The sequence below is a fragment of the Paraburkholderia sp. A1RI_3L genome (assembly GCF_048957895.1).
Lineage (GTDB): Bacteria > Pseudomonadota > Gammaproteobacteria > Burkholderiales > Burkholderiaceae > Paraburkholderia > Paraburkholderia kururiensis.
Genome location: NZ_JARCHA010000014.1, coordinates 14,997 through 40,292 on the forward strand (window position 1 = coordinate 14,997; position 25,296 = coordinate 40,292).

Here is a 25,296-nt window from a genome sequence, read left to right on the forward strand (position 1 = left end):
CGTCGGCGGGGCAACGGGCTTGCGGGATCAAGGCGCGAGGCCGCCAGTCGCGGCTATGGCGCGCGCTCAGCGGTCACCACGCGCGCGCCATGTGGCGCAGAACATCGCGGCTGTTACGGGCGGCGTCACGTAACGCCGCCCGCAAAGCCGCTCGTCCAAGGCAAACGCAAAACGAACACGAAATAAACACGAAACAGGAAGAACGCCGCTCAGACCGCTTGCGCCATCTGCATCCGCGTCGCGGACGTGCGCCGGTTCTGCAGCGTGACGAGCCGTTCCATGAACGCGAGGTCCTTTTCCTCGATCGAAAACGCGGCGTCCACCCAGTCTTCGGTGATCTCCATCAGCTCCGCGCGCGAAAGCTGCAGCACGCGCTGGCGCGCGCGGATCATCGCGCGAATGCCGTTCAGCTTGGGCCGCAGCGTATCGATGAAGGTGCGCGTCGCCGTGTACGCCTCGCCCGGTTCGAACAGCTGATCCACGAGGCCGCGCGACGCATACCATTCGGCCGTGTGCGATTCGCCGCCGCCGATCAGCTCTTCGGCGAGCCGCATGCCGGCGCGCCGCGCCACGAGCGAATAGCCGCCCATGCCCGGGAACAGGTTGAAGGCGATCTCGGGAAAGCCGAGCCGCGCGTCGTTCTGCGCGAGCAAGAAATGATGCGCGAGCGCGGCTTCGAAGCCGCCGCCCAGCGCCGTGCCTTCCACCATCGCGATCGATACCGCGCCCGTGTCGAACCCGCGCGAGGCCGCGTGCACGCAGTCCACGCAGGCGCGCGCGTAGGCCATCATCTCCTCGCGTCTGCCCGCGCGAATGGCCTCGGAGAAGAAATCGAGATCGCCGCCCACGTTGAACATGGACGGCACGAGCGAGCCCGTGACCCAGAAATCGATGGGGAGTCCGGACTGCCGGGCGGCGCGGGCGAGCGCCAGGATGTCGTGGACGAGTTCGAGGTTGAAGCACGGACGAGGCTGCGAACGCAGCATCATCCACATGACGTTGCGCCCTTCTTCGTAGTAGGCACAGAGCTGGGAAAGATGGCCGGCATCGACGAACGGGCGGCAAGCGTGGTGATTTTGGAGGCTCATTTTGATCGGTCCTGTTTAGGTGATTTCATGGGGGTAAAGCAATACGAGCCTAAAACAGGCATCCATTCGAAGAGGATGGTTACGTCACATAATCGAGTAGAAACCCTGATCGGTCATGAGCGCTGGCGCACAAAAGCCAGGGCGGCCCCTGTTGTACGGCGCGCCTTTCCTGGTGCCGGGAGGCGGGCGATCGCTCGCCTTGCACGGAGGTTCATCTCACGCGCAAAAAGCGATGCGATCGTTTGAAACGCAATAGAGAGATATTGGTAAGCGGGCGAAAGGGCTTTAATTATTTTTTGCGCGCCTTTTTCGCCGTAAAGCTCATTGAAAGAGAACGGGATTTATGCTTGCCGCATATCGAATTTCGCTGCGCCCGCGAATTGCGCGTGGCCTGCTTGCACGAAGAGCAAGGATCGTGATGCGGCAGCGCAGGAAGCCGGCGCCCTCACCTTGCCCCACGTCGGCAGGCCGTTGCGCCGCCGCGTATTCAATCCACGCCGGCCGCCCAGCGGCGTGCCTCCTCGGCGGGCATGCCGGCCGCTACCGCGGCGTCGTGGATCTGCTGCCACGTCGCAGGATCCACGGGCACGCCGTGCGCTTCGCGTTGTGCGCGCATCTCGCGCTCCGGCTCGCCCGGCGCGTAGATGCGCTCCACGCCCTCGGCGCGCGGCGACGCCTTGACCCACTCGATGAACGCCTCGGCTTCGGCTTCGGCATTGCCAGCATCGAACGCGTTCGGGTCCACGATCACCGACAGCATGCAGTTCACGATCGCGCTCGTTTTTTCCAGCGTGTCGGCATGCGTGGTGTAGCCGCCCGAAAGCGCCCCGCCGAAAATCTCGCACATTGCCGCGAGCCCGTAGCCCTTGTGGCCGCTGGCTTCTCCCCCCGTCGGCATGAGCGCGCCGAACGGCGCCTCGTGCATCACCTTCGGTTCGACGGTGGGCCGCCCCGCGTGATCGATCAGCGCACCGCCCGCCACGCGCTTGCCCTGGTTGTAGGCCACGCGCGTCTTGCCGTAGGCAATTGCGCTCGTCGCGAAATCGAGCACGAGCGGTGGCTTGCCCGTGCGCGGAAAGGCGGCGCAAAACGGATTCGTGCCGATGCGCCGGTCGATGCCGCCGAACGGCGCGACGAGCGGGTCGCCCGCCACATTGGCGAAGTGGAACGAGACGAGCCCCGCCTGGGCGCACTGCTCCGCCCAATGCCCGATACGCCCGATGTGATGCGCGTTGCGCAGCCCCACCGCACAGACGCCCAGCTTCGCGGCGCGCTCGATGCCGCGCTCCATGGCCTCGGCGGCCACCACCTGGCCGAAGCCGCGGCCGCCGTCGATGGTCAGCACCGCGCCCACATCGCGCACCACCTGGGCGTGCAGGTTCAGCTTCAGTTCGCCCTCGCGCAGCGACGCCACATAGCGCGGAATCATGCCCACGCCGTGCGAATCATGGCCCGCCAGGTTGGCGGCCACGAGATGGTCGGCCACCAGCCGCGCTTCCTGCGCGGCACTCCCGGCATGCTCCCAGATGGCCCGCACATAGGCGTGCAGCCGGTCGGGCAGGATGCGTGGCGAGGCAGCGGCAGTCGTGCGGGTGGCGTCGTTCATGGACGGAGTCGCTCCTGGGTGGCAAATGCAGTGGAAAGATGAGAAGCCGGCGCGGCGCCCTCGCAGGCACGACGCGCCGGAAAGACGTCACGGCGCGGCCGCGATCACTTCGGCCACGGTAGCCGTGAGCTTCTTCGCGTACGGCACATGCAGGAATTCGTTCGGGCCATGTGCATTCGATTTCGGTCCCAGCACGCCGCACACCATGAACTGCGAGTTCGGAAAGCCCGCCTTCAGCACGTTCATGAGCGGAATCGTGCCGCCCTGGCCGATGTAGGCGCAATCTGCACCATAGTGCTCGCGCGAGGCGTCGTTGAGTGCAGACGACAGCCACGGCGCGAGGTCCGGCGCGCTCCAGCCGGTAGCCGCGCCCGCGTCGGGCTTGAACGTGACCTTCGCGTTGTAGGGCGGATCGAGTTCGAGCAGCGACTTCAGTTGCGCCACGGCCGTAGCCGCATCCACGAGTGGCGGCAGGCGCAGCGAAAGCTTGAACGCCGTGCGCGGACGCAGCACGTTGCCCGCGTCGGCAAGCGACGGCAAGCCCGCCGCGCCGGTCACCGAAAGCGACGGACGCCACGTCGAGTTCAGCAGCGCCTGCTGCGGATCGGTGGTAGTGGGCAGCACCGGCCGGCCGTCCTGTCCGCACGCCCAGGGCACGCTCTTCCAGACGCTGTCGCCGAGAATCTTCGCGGTGGCCTCGGCCTCGTGCAGCCGCTGCGGCGGAATCGGGCAGTGAAAGCCTTCGGGCAGCAGGTTGCCCGTGGCCGCGTCTTCGAGCCGTTCGAAGAGCTGCCGCATGACGCGGAAGCTCGACGGCGCGATGCCGCCATAACCGCCCGAGTGAATGCCTTCGTCGAGCACCTGCACTTCGAGGTCGCCCGCGACGAGCCCGCGCAGCGACGTGGTGAGCCACAGCTGGTCGTAGTTGCCCGCGCCCGAATCGAGGCACACCACGAGGCCGACGTTGCCGAGCCGCTCGCGCAGCGCGTCCACATAAGGCAGCAGGTCGTAGCTGCCCGACTCCTCGCAGGTCTCGATCAAGCCCACGCAGCGCGGCCGTTCGATACCCTGGGCGTCGAGCGCGGCCAGCGCTGTGATGCTCGCGTAGATGGCGTAGCCGTCGTCGGCGCCGCCGCGGCCATAGAGCTTGCCGTCTTCGAGCTTGGGCGTCCACGGCCCCAGGTCGTTGCGCCAGCCCGAAAACTCCGGCTGCTTGTCGAGGTGGCCGTAGAGCACGATGGTGTCGGTGCTGCCCGAGCGCGTGGCGGGCGTTTCGAAGAAGATCACCGGCGTGCGGCCCGGCAGGCGCACGATTTCGAGCGTGAGGCCGCGCACCGGCTGTTTTTCGGCCCACTGCGCGGCGTCGGCCACCACGCGCTCGATGTAACCGTGGCGCGCCCAGTCGGCATCGAACGCGGGGCTCTTCGCGGGCACCGCGATGTAGTCGGTCAGTGCCGGCACGATCTCGTCGTTCCACTTACGCTCGACGAATTCGCGCAGCGTGTCGTGATTCACCTGATGGGCTTCTTTCGTGTCGGAGATCATGATGGGCTGACCCTGCAAATGAAAACGCCCATGATAGACCGATCCGTCTGGCGGCGTGGTTCGCGCCGCGCACGCGGGAAGCCGCGCGTGTAGGCGAGGCGAGCCTGACGGCACTGGGCACCGGCATCCCGTTCACGCGAAAATCGGCACATTCAGGGTGCACTGCCCTGCACCATTCAAAGGGAGGGCTATGGGAAACAATCTGCTCGTTCAGGCGGTCGAGGTGTTCGCCGCGCTGACCCTCTACTTCCTGCCGTCGATTCTTGCGGACCGGCGCAAGCGCCGCGACGTGCTCACGATCGCCCTCTTCAACGCTGTGATGGGCTGGACCGTATTCGGATGGTTGCTCGCGCTCTACTGGTCGCTGCAGCCGAACCCGCCGGAAAACGTCGCTGTGGACGTAACGGAGAAACGGCGTCTGCTCAGCATGGGGCGGTTTTCGCGTGCACTCGCCGAGCGGGTCAGTACACGTGTGAGGCGCACCGCTGCACGCGACCGGGCGCAGAAATAGCGAATGGCCAGTGCATGTCGAGCGCGCTTCTCGGGTGCATGAAATAATCAGCACCCGAATGCATCTCACGTCCGCCCGTGATGAAGTGCGGGCGCCTTCCGCGGAACCCGCCCCTCACCACCTCACCCGACAGGAGCCCGCAGTGCCGCAAACCACCCACCTGCTCGCTTTCGCCGCCGTCGCCCTCGGCATGGCGCTCACGCCCGGACCCAACATGGTCTACCTGATCTCGCGCTCCATCTGCCAGGGGCGCACGGCAGGGCTGATTTCGCTCGGCGGCGTGGCGCTCGGCTTCGTGTTCTATATGTTGTGCGCCGCGTTCGGTATCACCGCGCTGCTGCTCGCCGTGCCGTTCGCCTACGACGCGCTGCGCTTCGGCGGCGCGCTGTATCTGCTGTGGCTTGCGTGGCAGGCCTTGCGTCCGGGCGGCCGCTCGCCGTTTCAGGTGCGCGATCTGCCCGCGGACAGCCCGCGCAAGCTCTTCGCGATGGGCTTCGTCACCAACCTGCTGAACCCGAAAATCGCGGTGCTCTATCTCTCGCTGCTGCCGCAGTTCATCGATCCCCTGCACGGCAGCGTGCTCGAGCAGTCGCTCGCACTCGGCGCCGTGCAGATTGCGCTCAGCATTTCGGTGAACGGAGTCGTGGCCATGACGGCCGGTTCGATCGCCGCGTTCCTTGCCGGGCGGCCGGCGTGGCTCGCGCTTCAGCGCTGGCTGATGGGCACGGTGTTGATCGGCCTCGCCGCCCGCATGGCAACGGAAGCGCAGAAATGACGCGGGACGCGTCTGTAGACGCGGCTGCGTTGCCCATCCGCCCGCTCACACCGGACGACCTCGACCTCGTGTGCCATCACCGGCACGCGATGTTCCTCGAGGCAGGCAAAGACCCCGAGGACCTCGCGCGCATGACGCCGGCGTTTCGTGCGTGGCTCGCCCCGCGTCTCAACGACGGTTCGTACTTCGGGTTCGTGGCGATGGACGGCGAGCGGCCCGTTGCCGGGATCGGCCTGATGGAAATAGCGTGGCCGCCCCACCCGCTGCATCCGGACCAGGACCGGCGCGGTTACGTGCTGAACGTCTATGTGGAACCGGCGTACCGGCAGCGTGGACTGGCGCACGCGTTGATGAAGTGGGCCGACAACACCTTCAGCGCGCGCGGTCTTCACTATGCGGTGCTGCACGCCACCGACATGGGGCGGCCACTGTATGAACGGCTGGGTTGGTCGCAGACGACCGAAATGGCGAAGGCGGTCTAGACCGGGCGCGACGGCTGAGGCGTTGGCACGAGACAGCGCAAGACAGCGCGCGACGGTTCGTCGGCCGCCGCGCTGCCTCGCCACGTATGTCACATGCGCCCGACGGTTGCGATGCCGAAATACTGATGCATCTGCACCGAGCCGGGCGGAATGGACCGCGGCTCGAGCCGCACACGGTCCTGCGCAAACATGTCCTGCCGCAGTTCGCCCTGCTCGTCGAACCATTGGCACACGAGCCAGTCCCCGTTCGCGAACCCCACCGGTCCCACGTAGGTCACCGTCATGCGCGGCCCGCCCGATCTGAGCGCGACGACGTCACCGATGCCGATGTTCTGCTCCTGCTGCATGTCGATCAGGGTTGCGCTGGACATGAGGATCCCCAATGGAAAACCGTGACTTGAAGCCCGTGGCGGGGTGGCATGGCGAATTTGCCTTGCGCCTTTTTCGCTTTTCTTCGCGCCGACCGGCACGAAGCGTTAAAAGGCCAGCCAAGATTAACAATGCCAATAACCGTCTGCAAGCGATTTTTATAAATTCGATTTACAGGCAGATGAATATACCTGGGGAAATCCTGGGTGCGGGCAAAAACGCGCCAGGCCACGCGCCGCCCCGCGCGACATGGCGCCGCAGCGGGCCTTGCGGCGGCAGGTCTTACGTATTCTCGAACGAACGTCCGTAAAACATGCCGAAATGCGCACGCTGGCTGCGCACCCGGTATTAATCAACAAATAATCATACTGTTTTCATGATGGCGATTTTGTCAGGCAATGGTATTTACGGCGCACTGCACAATATCTCACGCATATCGAAAACGTTTTTCCAGCATTTCTTTAATCGTTATGCATTTATCTGTAAAAGAGCGGTTCACCGGTGAGCAGGGGCATGGCGTATTTCAGCCCGCCGGCGTCTGGCGCGGCGCACGCGAAAGCAGTTCGCTGATTTCGACGTGGCTCACGGCGTCCGCTGCGTAGGTGAAGGTGCCGCGGTCGTGCATCTCGCGCGCGGCGCGCAGGAACGCCCCGTATGCGGCGCGCGCGAGCGACCCGCCCACGCTGATCCGTTTCACCCCCAGCGCCTCCAGTTCGGCGACGCTCAGCACGGCGCCCTGCAATCCCATCAACACGTTGACGGGCCGCGTAAGCGCGCTCACCACGGCCGCAATGTCCTCGCGCGAGCGCAGGCCTGGCGCGTAGAGCACGTCGGCGCCGGCCTCCTCGTAAGCCTGAAGGCGGCGAATCGTGTCGCGCAGGTCGTCGCGGCCGTGCAGGTGATTTTCGGCGCGCGCGGTCAAGGTGAACGGAAACGGCAATGCACGCGCCGCCTCCACGGCCGCACGCACACGCTCCACGGCCAGTTCGAACGGATAGATGGGATCGTCGGCACGGCCGGTGGCGTCTTCGATCGAGCCGCCCACCACACCCGCCCCGGCGGCGAGGCGTATGGTCTGCGCCGCGGTTTCGGGCGCGTCGCCGAAACCGTTCTCGAGATCGGCGCTCACGGGCAGGTCGGTGGCCGCGGCGATTTCTGCGAGGTGCACGAGCATTTGTTCGCGGCCCACCGCGCTGTCGGGCACGCCGCGCGAGAACGCATAGCCGGCGCTGCTGGTGGCGAGCGCCTTGAAGCCTGTCGCGGCCAGCAGCCGCGCCGAGCCGATGTCCCAGGGGTTAGGAATCACGAATGCGCCCGGCGCTTCGTGCAAGGCGCGCAAGCGCCGGGCCTTTTCCGCCTGGCTTTCCGCGTGGGTTTCCGTCTGGCTTTCCACGTGGCTGATGGGGTCATGGGCCAACGGGCCAGTGGCACCGCCTGCGGCCCCCTCTCCCGAAGGTCGGGTTGCCTCGGTCGTCATGATGGTTGTTGTCCTTGGGAAGTGAGTGTCAGAGAGAGCGCCGCCGGCGCGCCGGCGGTTACGCAACGGCTGCACAACGGCTGCATGGCCGCGATGGTGGCAATGCAGTGGCGATACGGCGGCAAATGAGGCGGCAATGAGGCAGCAAATGGGGCGGAACCGCGGAGCGCACGTTCTGCCCGATGGGCTCGCTCAACTTTCCAGTTTCGCGTCCATCGTGATGGTGGCGTTCAGCACTTTCGAGACCGGGCACCCCGCCTTTGCATCGGCCGTGGCCTTGTCGAATGCAGCCTTGTCGCCGCCCGGAATCTTCACGGTCACGTCGAGGTGCACGGCGGTAATGGCGAAGCCTGCCCCCGCCTTGTCGAGCGTGACGGTCGCGGTGGTCCCGATGCGCTCCGGCTTGATGCCGGCCTTGCCGAGTTCGGCGGACAACGCCATCGAAAAGCAGCCAGCGTGCGCTGCCGCAATCAGTTCCTCGGGATTGGTGCCGATGCCGTTCTCGAAGCGCGTCGAAAACGAATACTGGGTGTCCTCGAGGACGCCGCTATCGGTGGAAATGGAGCCCTTGCCGTCCTGCAGGCCGCCTTGCCAGACTGCCGATGCCTTGCGCTTCATCGCACTCTCCAGTGTGTGCCGCGCCGGCGGGGCCCGTCTCGCGCAAGCGATGCCCGCCGCAACGGTCGCGCCCCGGGGGAGTGGCGCAGGCATCGATCGCAGGCACACACGCCGGCGAGCGTGGGCGCGAACCGGACTTCATCATAGGCGGTTCTTCCCGATGCTGTGTTTTCGGCGCCCGCTGCAGAATCTTTCCGGTTGGTCCGGCCCCGCCGTGAACCTGCACTATTCTGCGAACGGCAACGTGTCCTGCCCCTGGGCGCGCATCTCGAAGACGTTCAGCGTCATCGCAACCAGCGCGTAGTAGCCAAGCAGGCCGACCAGGTTGATCACCACTTCATGGCCGAAGCGGGCCACGGCCTTCGCGTAGGTGGCATCGGAAACGCGCTTCATGTCGTAGAGTTCCGACGCGAAGGCGTGGATCAATGCATCGTCGGGATCGTCGAATTCGGGGGGGTTGCCCTGGCGCAGTGCCTCGGCGAGCGCCGGCGGCACCCCGGCTTCGAGCGCGATCGGATAGTGGATGTGCCACTCGGCCTGGGCACGCCAGCGTGCCGCCGTCACGAGAATCGCGAGTTCGGAAAGCCGCAGCGGCAGGCCCGTCTGATAACGGCAAAAGGCGCCGAGGCGCTGTGCGTGCTGAGCCAGTGCCGGGCTGTGGATCCAGCCGAGAAACGGGCCGTTGAGATTGCCGCGCGGGCCGGAGAGGATCTCGTCGAGCACGGCGCGCTGCGCGGGCGTTGCGTGCGAGAGATCGAATAGGGGAAGACGTTCGCTCATGAAGGGCAGTGCCTTGACTGAAAAGGTTCGCTTCGCCTGAATCACGCGGCCGCATATCGGCACAACATGCCGGCAACATACCGCAGACATACCGCAGATAGAGAGCCGCGCAGACAACCGCTCGCAGCATCATGCACCGCCGTTCAGCTCGTTCCGGTCGCGACGCCGCTCTTTCGCAACGCGGCTTCGATCGCTTCGGCGAGGCGTTCGACGATCGTGTCGATGTCAGTGGCCGTGCAGATGAACGGCGGTGCCAGCAGCACATGGTCGCCGAACCTGCCATCCACCGTGCCGCCCATGGGATACACCATCAGACCGCGCGAAAATGCCTCGCGCTTGATCGCGGCATGCAGTTTGAGTGCAGGATCGAACGGCGCTTTCGATGCACGATCGTGCACCAGTTCGACACCCACGAAGAGCCCGCGGCCCCGCACGTCGCCGACATACGGATGCCGCGCGTAACGTTCGAGCAAGCGGGCGCGCAGTTGCTCTCCCCTCGCCTGCACGTTGTCGAGCAGGCGATCCTCCGCGACTACGCGCTGCACTTCCAGTGCCGCCGCGCAGGCGGTGGCATGACCGATGTAGGTGTGGCCGTGCTGAAAATAGCCGGTACCGCCCACGATGGTTTCGTAGATGCGCTCGCTCACGAGCGTCGCGCCGATCGGCTGATAACCCGCGCCCAGCCCCTTCGCGATGGTGAGCAGGTCCGGCGTGACGCCGTCCTCCTCGCACGCGAACAGATGGCCGGTGCGGCCCATGCCGCACATGATCTCGTCGAGAATCAGCAGCACGCCGTAGCGGTCGCAGACGGCGCGGATCTTCCGGAAATAGTCGCGCACCGGCGGCACGGCACCCGCTGTGGCGCCCACCACTGTTTCGGCGACGAAGGCCGCCACCGTGTCGGGACCGAGTTCGAGAATCTTCTGCTCGAGTTCGTCGGCAAGACGCTGTGCGTAGGCGTCGTCGGTTTCTCCGTCGCGCCGCTCGCGGTACGCGAAGCACGGGCTCACATGGTGGGACTCGATCAGTAGCGGCAGGAACGGCTCGCGTCGCCAGGCGTTGCCCCCAATCGCAAGCGCGCCCAGCGTGTTGCCGTGATAGCTCTGACGTCGCGCAATGAAGTGGCGGCGCGCCGGCTCGCCGCGCTCCACGAAGTACTGGCGCGCGAGCTTGAGCGCGGCTTCGATGGCCTCGGAGCCGCCCGAAACGAAATACACATGGCGAAGCCCTTGCGGCGCGGCGGCGGCAAGCCGGTCAGCAAGCGCCTCGGCAGCTTCGTTCGTGAAGAACGAGGTATGCGCATAAGGCAGTTGCCGCGCCTGCTGCGCAATCGCCTCGATCACACGCGGATGGCTATGGCCGAGGCATGAAACGGCCGCGCCGCCGCTTGCATCGATATAGCGCTTGCCCGTCGAATCGATGATCTCGATACCGTCGCCGGCTACGGCGACGGGCAGCGGCTGCTTCGGCATGCGGTGAAAGACGGTAGACATGCGGCTCCTCCGTTGCATTGCCGCACTGTATCACAACATTTGTTGTCAAATGAGATCGAAGCGGCAACACAGGCAAACGCGCGTACGCTCAAACACGACCGAATCTGCGATCCAGGGAGCAAGAACAGCGCCCGAATGCGGCCATACCGTGCGCGCAAAGCCGCAGGAAAGTGCTTATGAAGAGACGAAGCGTGAAGGACGAAGCAAGCGGGACGGAACGTCGAAACGCCGCCTGTCAGGGCACGTAGTCGCCTTTCGCGTGCAACGAACGCTCCGCCTGCTCGAGCTGCTCGACAGCACCCGCGCCTTCCAGCGCGAGCAGATGCGCCACGAGCGACTCGGCAATCGCGGTGGCCGCGACGAGCGACGGGAAGAACGACGGGCTCTCGTGCGAGAAGATCAGCAACTTGTCGGCGTTGAGTGCGATGGGCGACACCGCGCTGTCGGTAATCGCAACCAGCTTGCTGCCCTTTTCGAGCGCGGTTTCGGCCACGCGCACCGCTTCCACCGAATACGGCGCGAAGCTGATCACAACCGTCGCGCTGTCGCGATCGATGGCTCGCAGCTGCATGTCGAGCGTGCCCGCTTCGCCTGTGAGCAACGAAACGGACGAACGGAAAAACCGGTAGCCATAAACGAGCCCGAAGGCCACCGCATAGCACGACCGGTAACCGGCCACGTGCACGTGGCGCGCGCGACGCAAAATGCGCGCGGCCTCGATCAAGGTGCGTTCGTTCTGCGCGGCCGTTACATCGAGATTGTGTTGCTGCGCGACGAGCAGATCGTGTGCGAGCGACTGTTTGGCGTTACCCGCAACGAGCGAGCGGGCGCGATTCGTGAGCGGCTCGGGCCGCGTGCGCACGCGCGCCACGAAGAGTTCGCGCATCTCGTTCCAGCCGGGAAAGCCGAGTTGCTGCGCAAGCCGCACGAGCGACGCCGGCTGCACCTGGGCGCGATCGGCCACCTTGCGCATCGAGAGCACGGCCACTTCGTCGGGATGATCGAGCAGAAACGCCGCGCCCGTCTGGAATTGCGGGCTCAGCCCGGCAAAGCGGGCACGAATCAGAACGGCGAGCTGGTCGAAGGTATCGGGCATGCGGCGACAGCGAAGTGGCGGCGGCAACGAATGGTATCACCGGGGCATCGGGCGACATGCAAGACTCCGTGCGTGAGCGGCCTTGAGTTGCGCCGCCCACGTTCACCGGAATGCGAACGCGCCCCTACAGCACCGCGACGACCTTCACGTCGCCCTTGTCCGCCGATGCCACGACCTTGCCGTCCATGCGCCGGAACACGATGGAGACCGAGCCCTCGCCCACCTGCAGGTCGCCGACCTCGATCCAGTCGATGCCCTCGGGCAGCATGGGCTGCTCGATGCGCACCTCGCGGCTCGCGGCGTCGATCGTGATGCCGAGGCACGCTTCAAGCATCATGAACGGCGAGCCGGCCGCCCACGCCTGCGGCAGACACGCGACGGGATAAGCCGTAGGCGGTTCGCCGCGGCGGCGCGGGAAGCCACAGAAAAGCTCGGGCAGACGCATGTCGAAGGTCACGGCCGCTTCGAACAGCGCCTGCAGCAGCCGCACGGCCACGGCCTTGCCGCCGTAGCGCACAAGGCCGCGCGCACAGAGCGCATTGTCGTGCGGCCACACGGACCCGTTGTGATAGGCCATCGGATTGAAGCGCGGCTGGCCCGCCGCCAGCGTGCGTACGCCCCAGCCCGTGTGGAACAGCGCGGAGTCGAGCGCGTCCACCACCTGCTTGCCGCGCTCCGGCGCAGGCAAGCCGAACGCGAGCAAATGCCCTGCATTCGATGCGAGCACACGACACAGTTCGCCGTGGCCATCCAGCGCGATGCCGTAGAAGCCCGATTCGGGCATCCAGTAGCGTTCCTCCACGCACGCGCGAATCTTCGCGGCGCGTGCAGCCCAGGCGGCGGCGTCCTTACCGAGGCCGCGCAGGGCCGAAAAATGCGCCATCGTGTCGAATGCCGCAGCCGCGTAGGCCTGCACCTCGACGAGCGCGATTGGGCCTTCGGGAAAGCGGCCGTCCGCGTGGAAGACCGAATCGTGGCTGTCCTTCCAGCCCTGGTTCGCAAGGCCCCCTTCGGACTCGCGCTGATAATCGAGCAGCCCGAAACGATTGCGATCGCATACGCCGGCCACCCAGTTCGCGGCGCGTTCCAGCGCGGGCCACAGTTCGTCGATGAGCGCGAGGTCGTGGGTGCGTGCCGCGTAGGCGCCCGCCAGCACGATGAAGAGCGGCGTGGTGTCCACACCGCCGTAGTACTGCGCGAACGGCACTTCGCCCGTGGCCGCCATCTCGCTCTTGCGCATCTCATGGATGATCTTGCCGACCGCTGCGTCACGGAACGGCGAGTTCTCGCGCGCCTGGTGCTCGGCCTGAAAGCGCAACACGCCGCGCGCAAGCGCCGGCTGCATCCAGAGGCTCTGCAGCGCCGTGATGACGGCATCGCGGCCAAACGGAGTGGAGAACCACGGAATGCCCGCGTACGGATACGGACCGCTTGCCAGATCGGTCGTGAGGAGCCCCAGGTCGGCAAGCGAACGTTCGATCCACCCGTTGAAGAGCGGATTGCTGGAACGCACGCGCGCCGTCGTGCGCCTGCGCTCGCGCATGACGAGGTGGGCATCCACCATCGCCGCACGCACGGCGGCCCGGCCCACACGCGGGCGCGCCGCGTCGATCTGCGAGAGGTGCGCCTCGCTCACGAGATGCGCGGGCTGCACCGGTCCCGCGCTCGGCGTGTCGCGTGGTGCGTCGGGCAGCGCCTCCACGTGCACGGAAACCGACAGATAGACCGATACGCACGCCTGCGCCGGCAGCCGCACGGAATAATCGGCGCGGTCGCCGAACAGCTTGTCGGGCGCGGGCGAAAACGCGATGCGCACACGCCGTGCCACACGGTCGAGCCCGATATAGTCGAGCCGCACTTCGTCGTTCTCGATGCGAGCGGGCTCGATACTGCCGCGCTTCTCGCGCTTCAGGCCGCGCACTTCGAACATGTCGCGAAAGTCGCTCGCGAACGAGATGGAAAGCGGCACGACAGCATCGCTCGTGCCGTAGTTGGTGAGTTCGATCGCCTCGTTGAGCACGGTGCCCGAGAGCACGCGCACACGCTGAACGTGGATTACGCCTTCGGGGGTGCTGCTGCCGCCGAGCGGCGGCAGCGGACGGTTGGTGAGATGCGCGGTGAACGCCGTGTTGTCGTTGCTGACGCTGCCCGAGAGCAGCGACGGCGCGCGCCCGCCGAAGGTGAGCCTCAGCGACGAGAGCACGCGCGTGTCGTTGACGAAGAGACCGTCGTCGTGGCCCGTGATGTCACCCAGCGAGTCGTTGACGATAAACGTGTCGCCGGACTTCAGCACGTGCTGGGTCATGCTGGCGACATGCGAGGCCTCTGTCGGGATGAACGCGCCGTCTGCATCGTGCTGGGGAGACGGGGCGTGGTCCACGCCCCCTGCGTGCGTTACACCGCCGAGTGCTTCTGGATCCTGCATTGCATCGCTCCTGTGCCGTGTCTGCCGAATGCATCGCGTGCGCCGCGTTTAGCCGACGCACGCCGCCGATTGTAGAGGCTTCGAGCAGAGGGAGCGATTTTGGTTCAGAGCAATGCGGTGACGGCCTCGATTACCGCTTCGCGATCGGCTTCGCCTCGCGCGGCGCGGCGCCGATGAACAGCTGGCGCGGACGGCCGATCTTCTGCTCAGGGTCGGCGATCATTTCGTTCCACTGCGCAATCCAGCCCACCGTACGTGCCATCGCGAAGATGCAGGTGAACATCGAGGTCGGAATGCCCAGCGCGCGCTGCACGATGCCCGAGTAGAAGTCCACGTTCGGGTACAGCTTGCGCGACACGAAGTATTCGTCTTCCAGCGCGATCTTTTCGAGCTGCATCGCGAGCTTGAAAAGCGGATCGTCGTGCAGGCCCAGTTCTTCGAGCACCTCGTGGCACGTCTCGCGCATCAGCTTCGCGCGCGGGTCGTAGTTCTTGTAGACGCGATGGCCAAAGCCCATCAGCTTCACGCCCGAGTTCTTGTCCTTCACCTGGCGGATGAATTCGGGAATGTTGTCCGGCGAGCCGATCTCTTCGAGCATGTTGAGCGCCGCTTCGTTGGCGCCGCCGTGTGCCGGGCCCCAGAGACAGGCGATACCGGCCGCGATACACGCAAACGGGTTCGCGCCCGACGAGCCCGCGAGACGCACCGTCGAGGTCGATGCGTTCTGCTCGTGGTCCGCGTGAAGAATGAGGATGCGGTCGAGCGCGCGCACCAGCACGTCGTTGACCTTGTACTCCTCGCACGGGTTCGAGAACATCATGCGCATGAAGTTCGCGCTGTACGAGAGGTCGTCGCGCGGGTACACGAACGGTTGACCGATGCTGTACTTGTACGCCATCGCCACCAGCGTCGGGAGCTTGGCGATCATGCGGATCGCCGACACGTCGCGATGACGCGGGTTACTGATGTCGAGCGAGTCGTGGTAGAAGGCCGAGAGCGCGCCCACCGCAGCCACGAGAATCGACATCGGGTGCGCGTCGCGACGGAAGCCGCGGAAAAAGAGATGCATCTGCTCGTGGACCATCGTGTGGCTCGTGACGGTCTTCACGAACTCGTCCTTCTGGGCCTGGTTGGGCAATTCGCCCTTGAGCAGCAGGTAGCAGGTTTCGAGGAAGTCGGCGTTTTGCGCGAGGTTGTCGATCGGGTAGCCGCGGTACAGCAGTTCGCCCTTGTCCCCGTCGATGTACGTGATCGCCGAATTGCATGCCGCCGTCGACATGAAGCCCGGGTCGTACGTGAACTTGCCGGTCTGACCGTACAGTTTGCGGATGTCGATTACGTCCGGGCCCATCGTGCCCTTGTAAATCGGCATTTCGACGCTCGGCGAGTTATCGCTGAACGATAGCGTGGCTTTAACATCTGACGGGGTCATAGCTCATCCTCAATCGAAGTGTAGAAACTGGATTTCGATATATGTTGCACGCCTGGAGCAAGCCCGTGAGGCCCGGCTCGCCTGCGGTTCAGACCGCGCGCAGCCGCTCCAGCACCCGTTTAACGTCCGGGTCGGCAAGGTCGCCTTCCGGTTCCTTGCGTGCAAGCAGCAAGTCCATCAGGTCGTTATCGCTCAGCTCGAAAAGGCGCGTGAGCGCGCCGACATCGGCATCGCTGAGGTCATGCTCGTAGCGGCCGAAAAAGCGCTCGAAAATCAGGTCGTTTTCGAGCAGGCCGCGCCGCGCGCGCCAGCGAAGGCGCGCGCGGCGAAGAGGATCGGACTGGTGAGAAGGTCCTTCCATCACGACGGGTCCTGTCAAACGGTGCGGCGAACCATCAGTTCCTTGATCTTGCCGATCGCCTTCGTCGGGTTCAGCCCCTTCGGGCAAACGTCGACGCAGTTCATGATCGTGTGGCAACGGAACAGACGGTACGGATCTTCGAGGTTGTCGAGGCGCTCGCCGGTTGCCTCGTCGCGGCTGTCCGCGATGAAGCGATAGGCTTGCAGCAGCCCGGCCGGACCCACGAACTTGTCGGGGTTCCACCAGAAGCTCGGGCACGACGTGGAGCAGCTCGCGCACAGAATGCACTCGTACAGGCCGTCCAGCTCGTCACGCTCTTCCGGCGACTGCAGACGCTCTTTCTCGGGCGGCGGCGTGTCGTTGATGAGGTACGGCTTGATCGAGTGGTACTGGTTGAAGAACTGCGTGAAGTCGCAGATCAGGTCGCGCACCACGGGCAGGCCCGGCAGCGGACGCAGCACGATCTTCTGCGGCAGGTCGTTCAGGTTCGTGAGGCACGCCAGACCGTTCTTGCCGTTGATGTTCATGGCGTCCGACCCGCACACGCCTTCACGGCACGAGCGGCGGAACGACAGCGTCTCGTCCAGCGCCTTCAGTTTCACCAGCGCGTCGAGCAGCATGCGCTCGTGCTCGATTTCGAGCTCGTACGTCTGCATGCGCGGGGCGGCGTCCTTGTCCGGATCGTAGCGGTAGACTTCAAAAATTCGTTTGGCCATTTCCGATTCCTTTTGATCTGGCTTTGGCTTAGAACGTACGCGCCTTCGGCGGTACCGACTCGACGCTAAGCGGGTTCATGTGAACCGGCTTGTATTCGAGGCGGTCGCCTTCGCTGTACCACAGCGAGTGGCGCAGCCAGTTCTCGTCGTCGCGATGCTCGTAGTCGCTGTGCGCGTGCGCGCCACGGCTTTCCTTGCGGGCTTCAGCGGACACCATCGTCGCGCGTGCCACTTCGATCAGGTTCGCGAGTTCCAGCGCTTCGATGCGTGCCGTGTTGAACACCTTCGACTTGTCCTTGAGATGCACGTGCTCCACGCGCTTCGCGAGTTCGGCCACTTCGCCCACGCCTTCCGAGAGCAGCGCCGAGGTACGGAACACGCCGGCATGCTTCTGCATGGTCGAGCGGATGTCGTTGGCAATGGCTTGCGTGTATTCGCCGGAGCTGGACTTTTCGAGCTTGTCGAGACGCGCGAGCGAGAAATCGGCGGCATCGGCCGGCAGCGGCTTGTGCTCCTTGATTTCCTTCACGTGCTTCACGATGTGGTTGCCCGCTGCGCGGCCGAACACCACGAGGTCGAGCAGCGAGTTCGTGCCCAGCCGGTTCGCGCCGTGCACCGAGACGCACGAGCATTCGCCCACGGCGTAGAAGCCGTTGATCGGGTCTTCGTGGCCCTTCTGCGTGCCCACCACCTGACCGTGGATGTTCGTCGGAATGCCGCCCATCTGGTAGTGAATGGTCGGCACAACGGGGATGGGTTCCTTGATGCAGTCGACGTTCGCGAACTTCAGCGCGATTTCGCGGATCGACGGCAGACGCTTCATGATCGTCTCGGCGCCGATGTGCGAAAGGTCGAGCAGCACGTGGTCCTTGTTCGGACCCACGCCGCGGCCTTCCTTGATTTCCTGGTCCATCGAGCGCGACACAAAGTCGCGTGGCGCCAGATCCTTCAGCGTGGGCGCGTAGCGCTCCATGAAGCGTTCGCCGTTCGCATTACGCAGAATGCCGCCTTCGCCGCGCACGCCTTCCGTGATCAGCACGCCCGCACCGGCCACGCCGGTGGGGTGGAACTGCCAGAACTCCATGTCTTCGAGCGGAATGCCCGAACGCGCCGCCATGCCAAGGCCGTCGCCGGTGTTGATGAACGCGTTGGTGGACGCCGCGAAGATGCGGCCCGCGCCACCCGTGGCGAACAGCGTGCACTTGCCTTCGAGAATGTAGACGTCGCCCGTTTCCATTTCGAGCGCCGTCACGCCGAGCACGTCGCCGTCCGCGTCGCGGATCAGGTCGAGCGCCATCCATTCGACGAAGAACTGCGTCTTCGCTGCGACGTTCTGCTGGTACAGCGTATGCAGCAGCGCGTGGCCGGTACGGTCGGCAGCCGCGCAGGCGCGCTGCACCGGCTTTTCACCGTAGTTCGCGGTGTGGCCGCCGAACGGACGCTGGTAGATCGTGCCGTCCGCGTTACGGTCGAACGGCATGCCGAAGTGTTCAAGTTCGTAGACGGCGTTCGGTGCTTCACGGCACATGAACTCGATGGCGTCCTGGTCGCCCAGCCAGTCGGAGCCCTTGATGGTGTCGTAGAAGTGGTAGTGCCAGTTGTCTTCGCTCATGTTGCCGAGCGAGGCGCCAATGCCGCCTTGCGCCGCGACCGTGTGCGAACGCGTGGGGAACACTTTCGAGAGCACGCAGACCGAGAGGCCGGCACGTGCGAGTTGCAGCGACGCGCGCATCCCCGAGCCGCCTGCACCGACGATCACCACGTCGAAGCGGCGACGCGGCAGAGAACTTTTGATTGCAGCCATTCTTTTACACTCTCCAGAGAATCTGCGCAGCGTAGCCCGCACATGCGAGCAGCCAGAGGATCGTCAGGGCCTGCAGCACCAGCCGCACGCCAACCGGCTTGACGTAGTCCATCCAGATGTCGCGCACGCCAACCCAGGCGTGATAAAAGAGCGAGAGCAGCGTGACGAAGGTGGCGAGCTTCATCCATTGCGTGGCGAAGATCGAGGCCCAGCCGTCGTAGGAAAAATCCTGCGCAGCGAAGAACCAGACGAGCAGGATGATGGTGTAGACCGCCATGACGGTGGCGGTAATACGTTGCGCGAGCCAGTCGCGCAGACCGTAGTGCGCGCCGACGACAAGACGCTTCGGGCCGATGCGGTTATTGGTTGCCATTTTTCAGAACACCCCGAAGAGTTTTGCCGCAACGGCAAGAGTAAGGAGCGAGGAAACAATCAGGACGACGACCGAGGTCTGCTTGCCCTTTTCCTTGGACACCGCGCCGTGGTTGGTATCCATCAGAAGGTGACGGACGCCGGCGCAGAAGTGGAAGAGGAAGGCCCAGGAGAGGACCAGCACGATGAGCTTGACGATGACGCTGGACAGGAAGCCTTTGAACACTTCGAAGCTGAGTTCTGAGGTGAGGCTCTGATCGAACAGATACAGCAGGAAGGGCAGGAAGATGAACAGCAATGCACCGCTTACGCGATGAAGGATCGATACGCGCCCTGCGAGAGGCAGACGGTACGCGAACAATATCTGCCCGAGCCCGATGTTCCGGAATTCCGGCCTCGGTTTTTTTACGGCTTCAGCCATGCTAGACCCCTACTTTTGTAGTCACACCAATCCGCAATTTTAGCGCCTTTTCTTTGCGCGCTGCAGCGAAAGTCCTGCAATGACCGTTGCTGTTTGCGCTATAAAGAGGCGCGTCTTTCCGCTTCTGTCCTGCTTCGGCCCGCTTCTCTTCCACTGATCCGCCGCACGCGCGCAAAGCTGCACACATGCGGCCGTTCAGCTCAGATCGTTCTGATAGTAGTACCCGTTCGTGACATACCAACCACGCCGCACCTCGACCGGCTTGTCGCCGTACGTGTACGACACACGCTCCACGGAAAGCAGCGGAAAGCCCGGTGGCACGTGCAACTGCTCAGCCACGGCCGGGTCGGCAGCGACGGCCCGGATTTTCTCGGACGCACGAATCATGCGCGTACCGAACTCGGATTCGAACATCGCGTAAAGCGGGCCCTTGTACTCGGAAAGGCGCTCGAGCGTAAGGCCGCGGAACAACCCTCCGGGCAGCCAGATTTCGTCGAGGACGGTGGTTTCGCCGTCGAATTGCAGCAGCCGCCGGATCAGCACCACAGGGTCAGCGGGCTTCAGTTCCAGCTGGCGGGCAATGTCGGCCGTGGCGCGCAGGCGGCGGCACTCGAGCAGCTTGCTGACGTGCGGATGCTCCGCGCCGTCATCCGCAAGCAACCTGAGGAAGCGAAACTGGGCGCGGTCCTCGCTGTGGGTTGCAACAAATGTGCCCTTTCCCTGGCGCCGCACGAGCAGGTTTTCCGCGGCAAGTTCGTCGATCGCCTTGCGCACGGTGCCCTGGCTTACCTTGTAGCGGGCGGCGAGTTCCATCTCGCTGGGAATGATTTCACCGGGCTTCCATTCGCCGGATTCGAGGCTCTGCGTAATGAGGCCCTTGATCTGCTGGTACAGCGGGCTGAACGTAGGCGAGCCGGACGAGGACGCGCCGGTGCCGGCGCCATCCTGGCCAGGGGGGTTAGCAGTGCTCGCCGGGTTCGCATTCATGCGCGCATTTCAACATAAAGCGCATATCGGCGTCCAGCTTTTCCAGCTCAATACATATGTCTTATATAAGACATAAGATACTGTTGACTTTGGCCTGCCCCGCTCCTACACTCCAGGTCGAGCCAGGGTTCGCGGGTTGCCGGCGAACGTTGTCCAGCAAGGCTTTCGAGCACGCAGGGCAGCGCACCGGCGCTACCCTGCACAAGGTGTCGCATTCACGCAGTAGAAGTTTCGATCCGCCCCGCCGCGGCCTCCTCCAGATGCCGCCGGACGTGCCGAAAGCGCTGTCGCGAAGACCGGCAACGATGCATGGATGGCGCTGCGCGCGCCCGCCGCCTGCGCTCTGCCGCGCTGTTCGTCCGTTTCATGAACGCCAGGCGTAACGCCCATATAGAATGGCGTTTTACTCTGGCGTCTAACGCATCCTCCTGGAGATTTCTCAATGGCTAAGCCCGCAAAGCGCGTTGCCGTCACCGGCGCCGCAGGTCAGATCGGTTACTCGCTGCTCTTTCGCATCGCCAACGGCGACCTGCTCGGCAAAGACCAGCCCGTCATCCTGCAACTGCTCGACCTCCCGCAGGCGCAAGCTGCCGTCAAGGGCGTCGTGATGGAACTGGAAGACTGCGCGTTCCCGCTGCTCGCGGGCGTCGTGGTCACGGACGATCCGAAGGTCGCGTTCAAGGACGCCGACGTCGCGCTGCTCGTGGGCGCCCGTCCGCGCTCGAAGGGCATGGAGCGCAAAGACCTGCTTTCGGCAAACGCTGAAATCTTCACGGTGCAAGGCCGCGCGCTGAACGAAGTCGCGAGCCGCGACATCAAGGTGCTGGTGGTCGGCAACCCGGCCAACACGAACGCCTACATCGCGATGAAGTCGGCTCCGGATCTGCCGAAGAAGAACTTCACGGCCATGCTGCGCCTCGACCACAACCGCGCGCTCTCGCAACTCGCCGCGAAGTCGGGCAAGCCGGTGGCCTCCATCGAAAAGCTGGCCGTGTGGGGCAACCACTCGCCCACCATGTACCCCGATTTCCGTTTCGCGACGGTCGAAGGCCAGTCGCTGCTGAAGCTGATCAACGACGACGAATGGAACCGCAACGTCTTCATCCCGACCGTCGGCAAGCGCGGCGCGGCCATCATCGAAGCGCGCGGCCTGTCGTCGGCAGCGTCGGCGGCCAATGCGGCAATCGACCACGTGCGTGACTGGGTGCTCGGCACGAACGGCAAGTGGGTCACGATGGGCATTCCGTCGGACGGCTCGTATGGCATTCCCGAAGACATCATCTACGGCGTGCCGGTGACCTGCGAAAACGGCGAGTACAAGCGCATTGAAGGCCTCGAAATCGACGCCTTCTCGCGCGAGAAGATGGACGGCACGCTCGCCGAGCTGCTCGAAGAGCGCGACGGCGTGCAGCACCTGCTCGGCTAAGCCTCACATGCAAACCAACCGGAACTCCGTTGCTGTGCCGCGGGTTCCGGTTTTTTTGCACATGGCTGTCAAGCATCCGGGCACGTGAGCTGAAGCGCGCTGCTTCACGTTGCTGTGCCCGTGTACCCGATCCGATCCGGACGCGCTCTATCCGACCTTGCACGCAGGCGCCGCGGCCATTGCCGGGCGCCCCGCCGGTAGCTTCGGCGCTGCGACCAAACGCCGCGCAGCTTCACGCGTGACGAAGCAGGCCAGCCGACCAGAGCGCATCCGAATCAGGTTCGTCCACCCTCCATTCAGACCCGACGCCGAAGATGCGCGCCCTGACTCCAGCCGAAGTGCTGTTTGACGGCGAAGCGCCGCCCACCCTCCTGCCCGTGTGCGATCACTACGCCGGCAGTGAAAAGCTGATGCTCAAATCGCTGGCGCTACAGCAGGAACTAGGCCCCGTGTTCGACATCACGCTCGACTGCGAGGACGGCGCCCAGGTCGGCCGCGAGGCCGAACACGCCGAACTCGTCGCCTCATTTGTGGGCAGCGAGCACGACCGCTTTGGCCGCGTCGGCGTACGGATTCACGACTTCCACCATCCCCACTGGCGCGACGACGTCCGCCTGATCCTGCGTGCAGCCCGACGCGCGCCGGCGTACATCACGCTGCCGAAGATCCGCAGCGTCGCCGATGCCGCCGAAATGTGCGCGTTCATCGAAGCCACGCGCGTCGAATTCGGCATCGCCCAGCCCGTACCCGTCGACCTGCTGATCGAAACGCACGGCGCGCTCGCGCGCGTGTTCGACCTCGCCGCGCTGCCCGGCGTGCAGGCGCTCAGCTTCGGGCTGATGGATTTCGTCTCGGCGCACGACGGCGCCATTCCCGACACCGCGATGCGCTCGCCCGGCCAGTTCGACCACCCACTCGTGCGCCGGGCCAAGCTCGAGATCGCCGCGGCGTGCCATGCGCGCGGCAAAGTGCCGTCGCACAACGTGACGACCGAAGTGCGCGACATGAGCGTCGTGGCCGGCGACGCCGCGCGCGCCCGCAGCGAGTTCGGCTATACGCGCATGTGGAGCATCCATCCGGCGCAGATTCCCGCCATCGTCGCGGCGTTCGCGCCCCGCGACGAAGAAATCGTGACGGCCGCCGAGATCCTGCTGGCCGCCCAGGCCGCGCAATGGGGCCCGACGCGCCATCGCGACACGCTGCACGACCGCGCGAGCTACCGCTACTACTGGTCGGTGCTGCGCCGTGCGCGCGCCACCGGCCGCACCGTGCCGCCGGAAGCGGCGTCGCTGTTCGGGCCGGGCCGTCCCGGCGAGGAGCACGCACCATGATCGAGACCACAGACTACCGTTCCGCCGGCGCCGCGTTTCGCGCCGCCGTGGAGGCCGAGCGTCCGCTGCAGGTGGTGGGCGCAGTCAACGCGAACCACGCGCTGCTCGCCAAACGTGCTGGCTTCAAGGCCATCTACGTGTCGGGCGGCGGCGTGGCGGCCGGTTCGCTCGGCTTGCCCGACCTCGGCATCTCGACACTCGACGACGTGCTCACGGACGTGCGCCGCATCACCGACGTCTGCGACCTGCCGCTGCTCGTGGATGTCGATACGGGCTTTGGCCCGTCCGCATTCAACATCGCACGGACGGTGAAGGCGCTGACGAAGGCCGGCGCAGGCGCCATGCACATCGAGGACCAGGTGGGCGCCAAGCGCTGCGGGCACCGCCCCGGCAAGGCGATCGTCGCGCAGGCTGAAATGGTGGACCGCATCAAGGCCGCCGTGGACGCGCGTATCGACCCCGACTTCGTCATCATGGCCCGCACGGACGCGCTGGCGGTGGAAGGGCTCGATGCCGCCATCGAGCGCGCCGTAGCCTGCGTGGAAGCCGGCGCCGACATGATCTTCCCCGAGGCGATGACCGAACTCGGCATGTACCGCCAGTTCGCGCAGGCGGTAAAGGTGCCGGTGCTCGCGAACATCACCGAATTCGGCTCCACGCCGCTGTTCACCGTGGACGAGTTGCGCGGCGCGGACGTGTCGCTCGTGCTGTACCCGCTCTCGGCGTTTCGCGCCATGAACAAGGCCGCGGAAAACGTGTACCACGCGATTCGCCGCGACGGTACGCAGCAAGCCGTGCTCGACACGATGCAAACGCGCACCGAACTCTACGAGAGCATCGGCTACTACGCGTACGAACAGAAACTGGACGCGCTGTTCGGCCAGAAGAAGTAAGCCGGCCGACCGAAAACCACCCGCGCAGGCCGCACCGCAAGGAGCAAGGCAGATGAGCGAGACCAGGCATTCGAACGGCGCCAATGGCGCGGCCAAGCCAGCGGCGGCATCAACCGCGGGGCCAAACACCGCCAGCGGCTTCAAGCCCAAGAAATCCGTCGCACTTTCGGGCGTGACCGCCGGCAACACCGCCCTGTGCACCGTGGGCCGCACCGGCAACGACCTGCACTACCGCGGCTACGACATCCTCGACATCGCCGGCGCCTGCGAATTCGAGGAAGTCGCCCACCTGCTCGTGCACGGCAAGCTGCCCAACGCCGCCGAACTGGCCGCCTACAAGACGAAGCTCAAGGCCCTGCGCGGCCTGCCCGCCAACCTGAAGGCCGCGCTCGAGTGGATTCCCGCCTCCGCGCACCCGATGGACGTGATGCGCACCGGCGTCTCCGTGCTCGGCACCGTGCTGCCCGAGAAGGACGACCACAACGTGCCCGGCGCGCGCGACATCGCCGACCGCCTGATGGCCTCGCTCGGCTCCATGCTGCTGTACTGGTACCACTATTCGCACAACGGCCGGCGCATCGAGGTGGAAACCGACGACGACTCCATCGGCGGCCACTTCCTGCACCTGCTGCACGGCACCGCGCCGCGCAAGTCGTGGGTCGACGCGATGCACGTCTCGCTCAACCTCTATGCCGAGCACGAGTTCAACGCCTCCACGTTCACGGGCCGCGTGATCGCGGGCACGGGCTCGGACCTGTACTCGGCCATCACGGGTGCCATCGGTGCGCTGCGCGGGCCGAAGCACGGCGGCGCCAACGAGGTCGCCTACGAAATCCAGTCGCGCTACCAGACGCCCGACGAGGCCGAAGCCGACATCCGCCAGCGCGTGGCGAACCGCGAAGTGGTGATCGGCTTCGGTCACCCGGTCTACACGATCTCGGACCCGCGCAACAAGGTCATCAAGGACGTCGCGAAAAAGCTCTCGAAGGAAGCCGGCGACATGAAGCTCTTCAACATCGCCGAGCGGCTCGAAAGCGTGATGTGGGACGCCAAGAAGATGTTCCCCAACCTCGACTGGTTCAGCGCGGTCTCGTATCACATGCTGGGCGTGCCCACGGCCATGTTCACGCCGCTCTTCGTGATCTCGCGCACCTCGGGCTGGAGCGCCCACATCATCGAGCAGCGCATCGACAACAAGATCATCCGCCCCAGCGCGAATTACACGGGACCGGAGAATTTGAAATTTGTGGCGCTAAATAGGAGAAAATAGCGTCCGCTGTGCGCTCTC

The 25,296-nt window shown here is 65.1% G+C and carries 24 protein-coding genes; 7 read left to right on the forward strand and 17 right to left on the reverse strand.

Annotated features, from left to right (window positions below; genetic code table 11):
• Positions 1 to 209: 209 nt before the first annotated feature.
• The 3 genes from PXJ20_RS27650 to PXJ20_RS27660 all read right to left on the reverse strand — a co-directional run bounded on the left by PXJ20_RS27650 (position 210) and on the right by PXJ20_RS27660 (position 4,239).
• Complete coding sequence (locus PXJ20_RS27650) at positions 210 to 1,088, reverse strand: crotonase/enoyl-CoA hydratase family protein (protein ID WP_017775636.1); 879 nt, start codon at positions 1,086 to 1,088, stop codon at positions 210 to 212.
• Positions 1,089 to 1,575: 487 nt separating this feature from the next.
• Complete coding sequence (locus PXJ20_RS27655; protein WP_421032217.1) at positions 1,576 to 2,694, reverse strand: malate/lactate/ureidoglycolate dehydrogenase; 1,119 nt, start codon at positions 2,692 to 2,694, stop codon at positions 1,576 to 1,578.
• Between the two features lie 87 nt (positions 2,695 to 2,781).
• Positions 2,782 to 4,239 (reverse strand): M20 family metallopeptidase, encoded by a 1,458-nt coding sequence (locus PXJ20_RS27660; RefSeq protein WP_026121628.1) that lies wholly within the window; start codon positions 4,237 to 4,239, stop codon positions 2,782 to 2,784.
• Positions 4,240 to 4,429: 190 nt separating this feature from the next.
• Between PXJ20_RS27660 and PXJ20_RS27665 the strand changes: the two genes are divergently transcribed.
• From PXJ20_RS27665 to PXJ20_RS27675, 3 genes are all read left to right on the forward strand, one after another.
• Positions 4,430 to 4,750, forward strand: coding sequence for a superinfection immunity protein (locus PXJ20_RS27665; RefSeq protein WP_017775633.1), 321 nt, complete (start codon positions 4,430 to 4,432; stop codon positions 4,748 to 4,750).
• A gap of 142 nt (positions 4,751 to 4,892) precedes the next feature.
• A complete protein-coding gene (locus PXJ20_RS27670; protein ID WP_017775632.1) occupies positions 4,893 to 5,525 on the forward strand; it encodes a LysE family translocator in 633 nt (210 codons plus the stop codon).
• Entirely contained in the window at positions 5,522 to 6,007 is a 486-nt protein-coding gene (locus PXJ20_RS27675; protein WP_421032216.1) for a GNAT family N-acetyltransferase, read from the forward strand. Before PXJ20_RS27670 ends, PXJ20_RS27675 begins: the two co-directional genes overlap by 4 nt.
• 89 nt (positions 6,008 to 6,096) lie before the next feature.
• Here PXJ20_RS27675 and PXJ20_RS27680 read toward each other — a convergent pair whose 3' ends face one another.
• The 14 genes from PXJ20_RS27680 to PXJ20_RS27745 form a co-directional block, all read right to left on the reverse strand.
• A complete protein-coding gene (locus tag PXJ20_RS27680; protein ID WP_017775630.1) occupies positions 6,097 to 6,378 on the reverse strand; it encodes a YodC family protein in 282 nt (93 codons plus the stop codon).
• Positions 6,379 to 6,899: 521 nt separating this feature from the next.
• A complete protein-coding gene (locus tag PXJ20_RS27685) occupies positions 6,900 to 7,853 on the reverse strand; it encodes an isocitrate lyase/PEP mutase family protein (protein ID WP_421032214.1) in 954 nt (317 codons plus the stop codon).
• A 192-nt stretch (positions 7,854 to 8,045) separates the two neighbouring features.
• A complete protein-coding gene (locus PXJ20_RS27690; protein ID WP_017775628.1) occupies positions 8,046 to 8,471 on the reverse strand; it encodes an OsmC family protein in 426 nt (141 codons plus the stop codon).
• Positions 8,472 to 8,696: 225 nt separating this feature from the next.
• The gene (locus tag PXJ20_RS27695) at positions 8,697 to 9,251 is read right to left on the reverse strand and encodes a carboxymuconolactone decarboxylase family protein (RefSeq protein ID WP_421032213.1); all 555 of its coding nucleotides are present in this window, start codon (positions 9,249 to 9,251) and stop codon (positions 8,697 to 8,699) included.
• A 143-nt stretch (positions 9,252 to 9,394) separates the two neighbouring features.
• Positions 9,395 to 10,744, reverse strand: coding sequence for an aspartate aminotransferase family protein (locus PXJ20_RS27700; RefSeq protein WP_421032212.1), 1,350 nt, complete (start codon positions 10,742 to 10,744; stop codon positions 9,395 to 9,397).
• 235 nt (positions 10,745 to 10,979) lie between these two features.
• Positions 10,980 to 11,840, reverse strand: coding sequence for a MurR/RpiR family transcriptional regulator (locus PXJ20_RS27705; protein ID WP_017775625.1), 861 nt, complete (start codon positions 11,838 to 11,840; stop codon positions 10,980 to 10,982).
• A gap of 124 nt (positions 11,841 to 11,964) precedes the next feature.
• Positions 11,965 to 14,265 (reverse strand): glycogen debranching N-terminal domain-containing protein, encoded by a 2,301-nt coding sequence (locus PXJ20_RS27710; RefSeq protein WP_421032211.1) that lies wholly within the window; start codon positions 14,263 to 14,265, stop codon positions 11,965 to 11,967.
• A gap of 130 nt (positions 14,266 to 14,395) precedes the next feature.
• Positions 14,396 to 15,697, reverse strand: coding sequence for a citrate synthase (gltA, locus tag PXJ20_RS27715; protein WP_421057454.1), 1,302 nt, complete (start codon positions 15,695 to 15,697; stop codon positions 14,396 to 14,398).
• 88 nt (positions 15,698 to 15,785) lie between these two features.
• Positions 15,786 to 16,058 carry a succinate dehydrogenase assembly factor 2 gene (locus PXJ20_RS27720; protein ID WP_017773245.1) on the reverse strand — a complete coding sequence of 91 codons (273 nt, stop codon included), beginning with the start codon at positions 16,056 to 16,058 and terminating at the stop codon, positions 15,786 to 15,788.
• A 14-nt stretch (positions 16,059 to 16,072) separates the two neighbouring features.
• The gene (locus PXJ20_RS27725) at positions 16,073 to 16,774 is read right to left on the reverse strand and encodes a succinate dehydrogenase iron-sulfur subunit (RefSeq protein ID WP_017773244.1); all 702 of its coding nucleotides are present in this window, start codon (positions 16,772 to 16,774) and stop codon (positions 16,073 to 16,075) included.
• A 28-nt stretch (positions 16,775 to 16,802) separates the two neighbouring features.
• Positions 16,803 to 18,578, reverse strand: a complete 1,776-nt coding sequence (gene sdhA / locus PXJ20_RS27730) for a succinate dehydrogenase flavoprotein subunit (RefSeq protein ID WP_017773243.1) — start codon at positions 18,576 to 18,578, stop codon at positions 16,803 to 16,805.
• 4 nt (positions 18,579 to 18,582) lie between these two features.
• Positions 18,583 to 18,951: a succinate dehydrogenase, hydrophobic membrane anchor protein gene (gene sdhD, locus PXJ20_RS27735; protein WP_017773242.1), complete on the reverse strand. Its 369-nt coding sequence runs from the start codon at positions 18,949 to 18,951 to the stop codon at positions 18,583 to 18,585.
• A gap of 3 nt (positions 18,952 to 18,954) precedes the next feature.
• Complete coding sequence (gene sdhC / locus PXJ20_RS27740) at positions 18,955 to 19,371, reverse strand: succinate dehydrogenase, cytochrome b556 subunit (RefSeq protein WP_017773241.1); 417 nt, start codon at positions 19,369 to 19,371, stop codon at positions 18,955 to 18,957.
• 195 nt (positions 19,372 to 19,566) lie between these two features.
• Positions 19,567 to 20,358, reverse strand: a complete 792-nt coding sequence (locus PXJ20_RS27745) for a GntR family transcriptional regulator (protein ID WP_413215837.1) — start codon at positions 20,356 to 20,358, stop codon at positions 19,567 to 19,569.
• A gap of 442 nt (positions 20,359 to 20,800) precedes the next feature.
• Between PXJ20_RS27745 and PXJ20_RS27750 the strand changes: the two genes are divergently transcribed.
• The 4 genes from PXJ20_RS27750 to prpC all read left to right on the forward strand — a co-directional run bounded on the left by PXJ20_RS27750 (position 20,801) and on the right by prpC (position 25,278).
• Positions 20,801 to 21,784 carry a malate dehydrogenase gene (locus tag PXJ20_RS27750; RefSeq protein ID WP_017773239.1) on the forward strand — a complete coding sequence of 328 codons (984 nt, stop codon included), beginning with the start codon at positions 20,801 to 20,803 and terminating at the stop codon, positions 21,782 to 21,784.
• A gap of 314 nt (positions 21,785 to 22,098) precedes the next feature.
• Positions 22,099 to 23,115 (forward strand): HpcH/HpaI aldolase/citrate lyase family protein, encoded by a 1,017-nt coding sequence (locus tag PXJ20_RS27755; protein ID WP_421031448.1) that lies wholly within the window; start codon positions 22,099 to 22,101, stop codon positions 23,113 to 23,115.
• Positions 23,112 to 24,008, forward strand: coding sequence for a methylisocitrate lyase (gene prpB / locus PXJ20_RS27760; RefSeq protein WP_421031449.1), 897 nt, complete (start codon positions 23,112 to 23,114; stop codon positions 24,006 to 24,008). Before PXJ20_RS27755 ends, prpB begins: the two co-directional genes overlap by 4 nt.
• A 52-nt stretch (positions 24,009 to 24,060) precedes the next feature.
• Positions 24,061 to 25,278, forward strand: a complete 1,218-nt coding sequence (prpC, locus tag PXJ20_RS27765) for a bifunctional 2-methylcitrate synthase/citrate synthase (protein WP_421031450.1) — start codon at positions 24,061 to 24,063, stop codon at positions 25,276 to 25,278.
• Positions 25,279 to 25,296 lie beyond the last annotated feature (18 nt).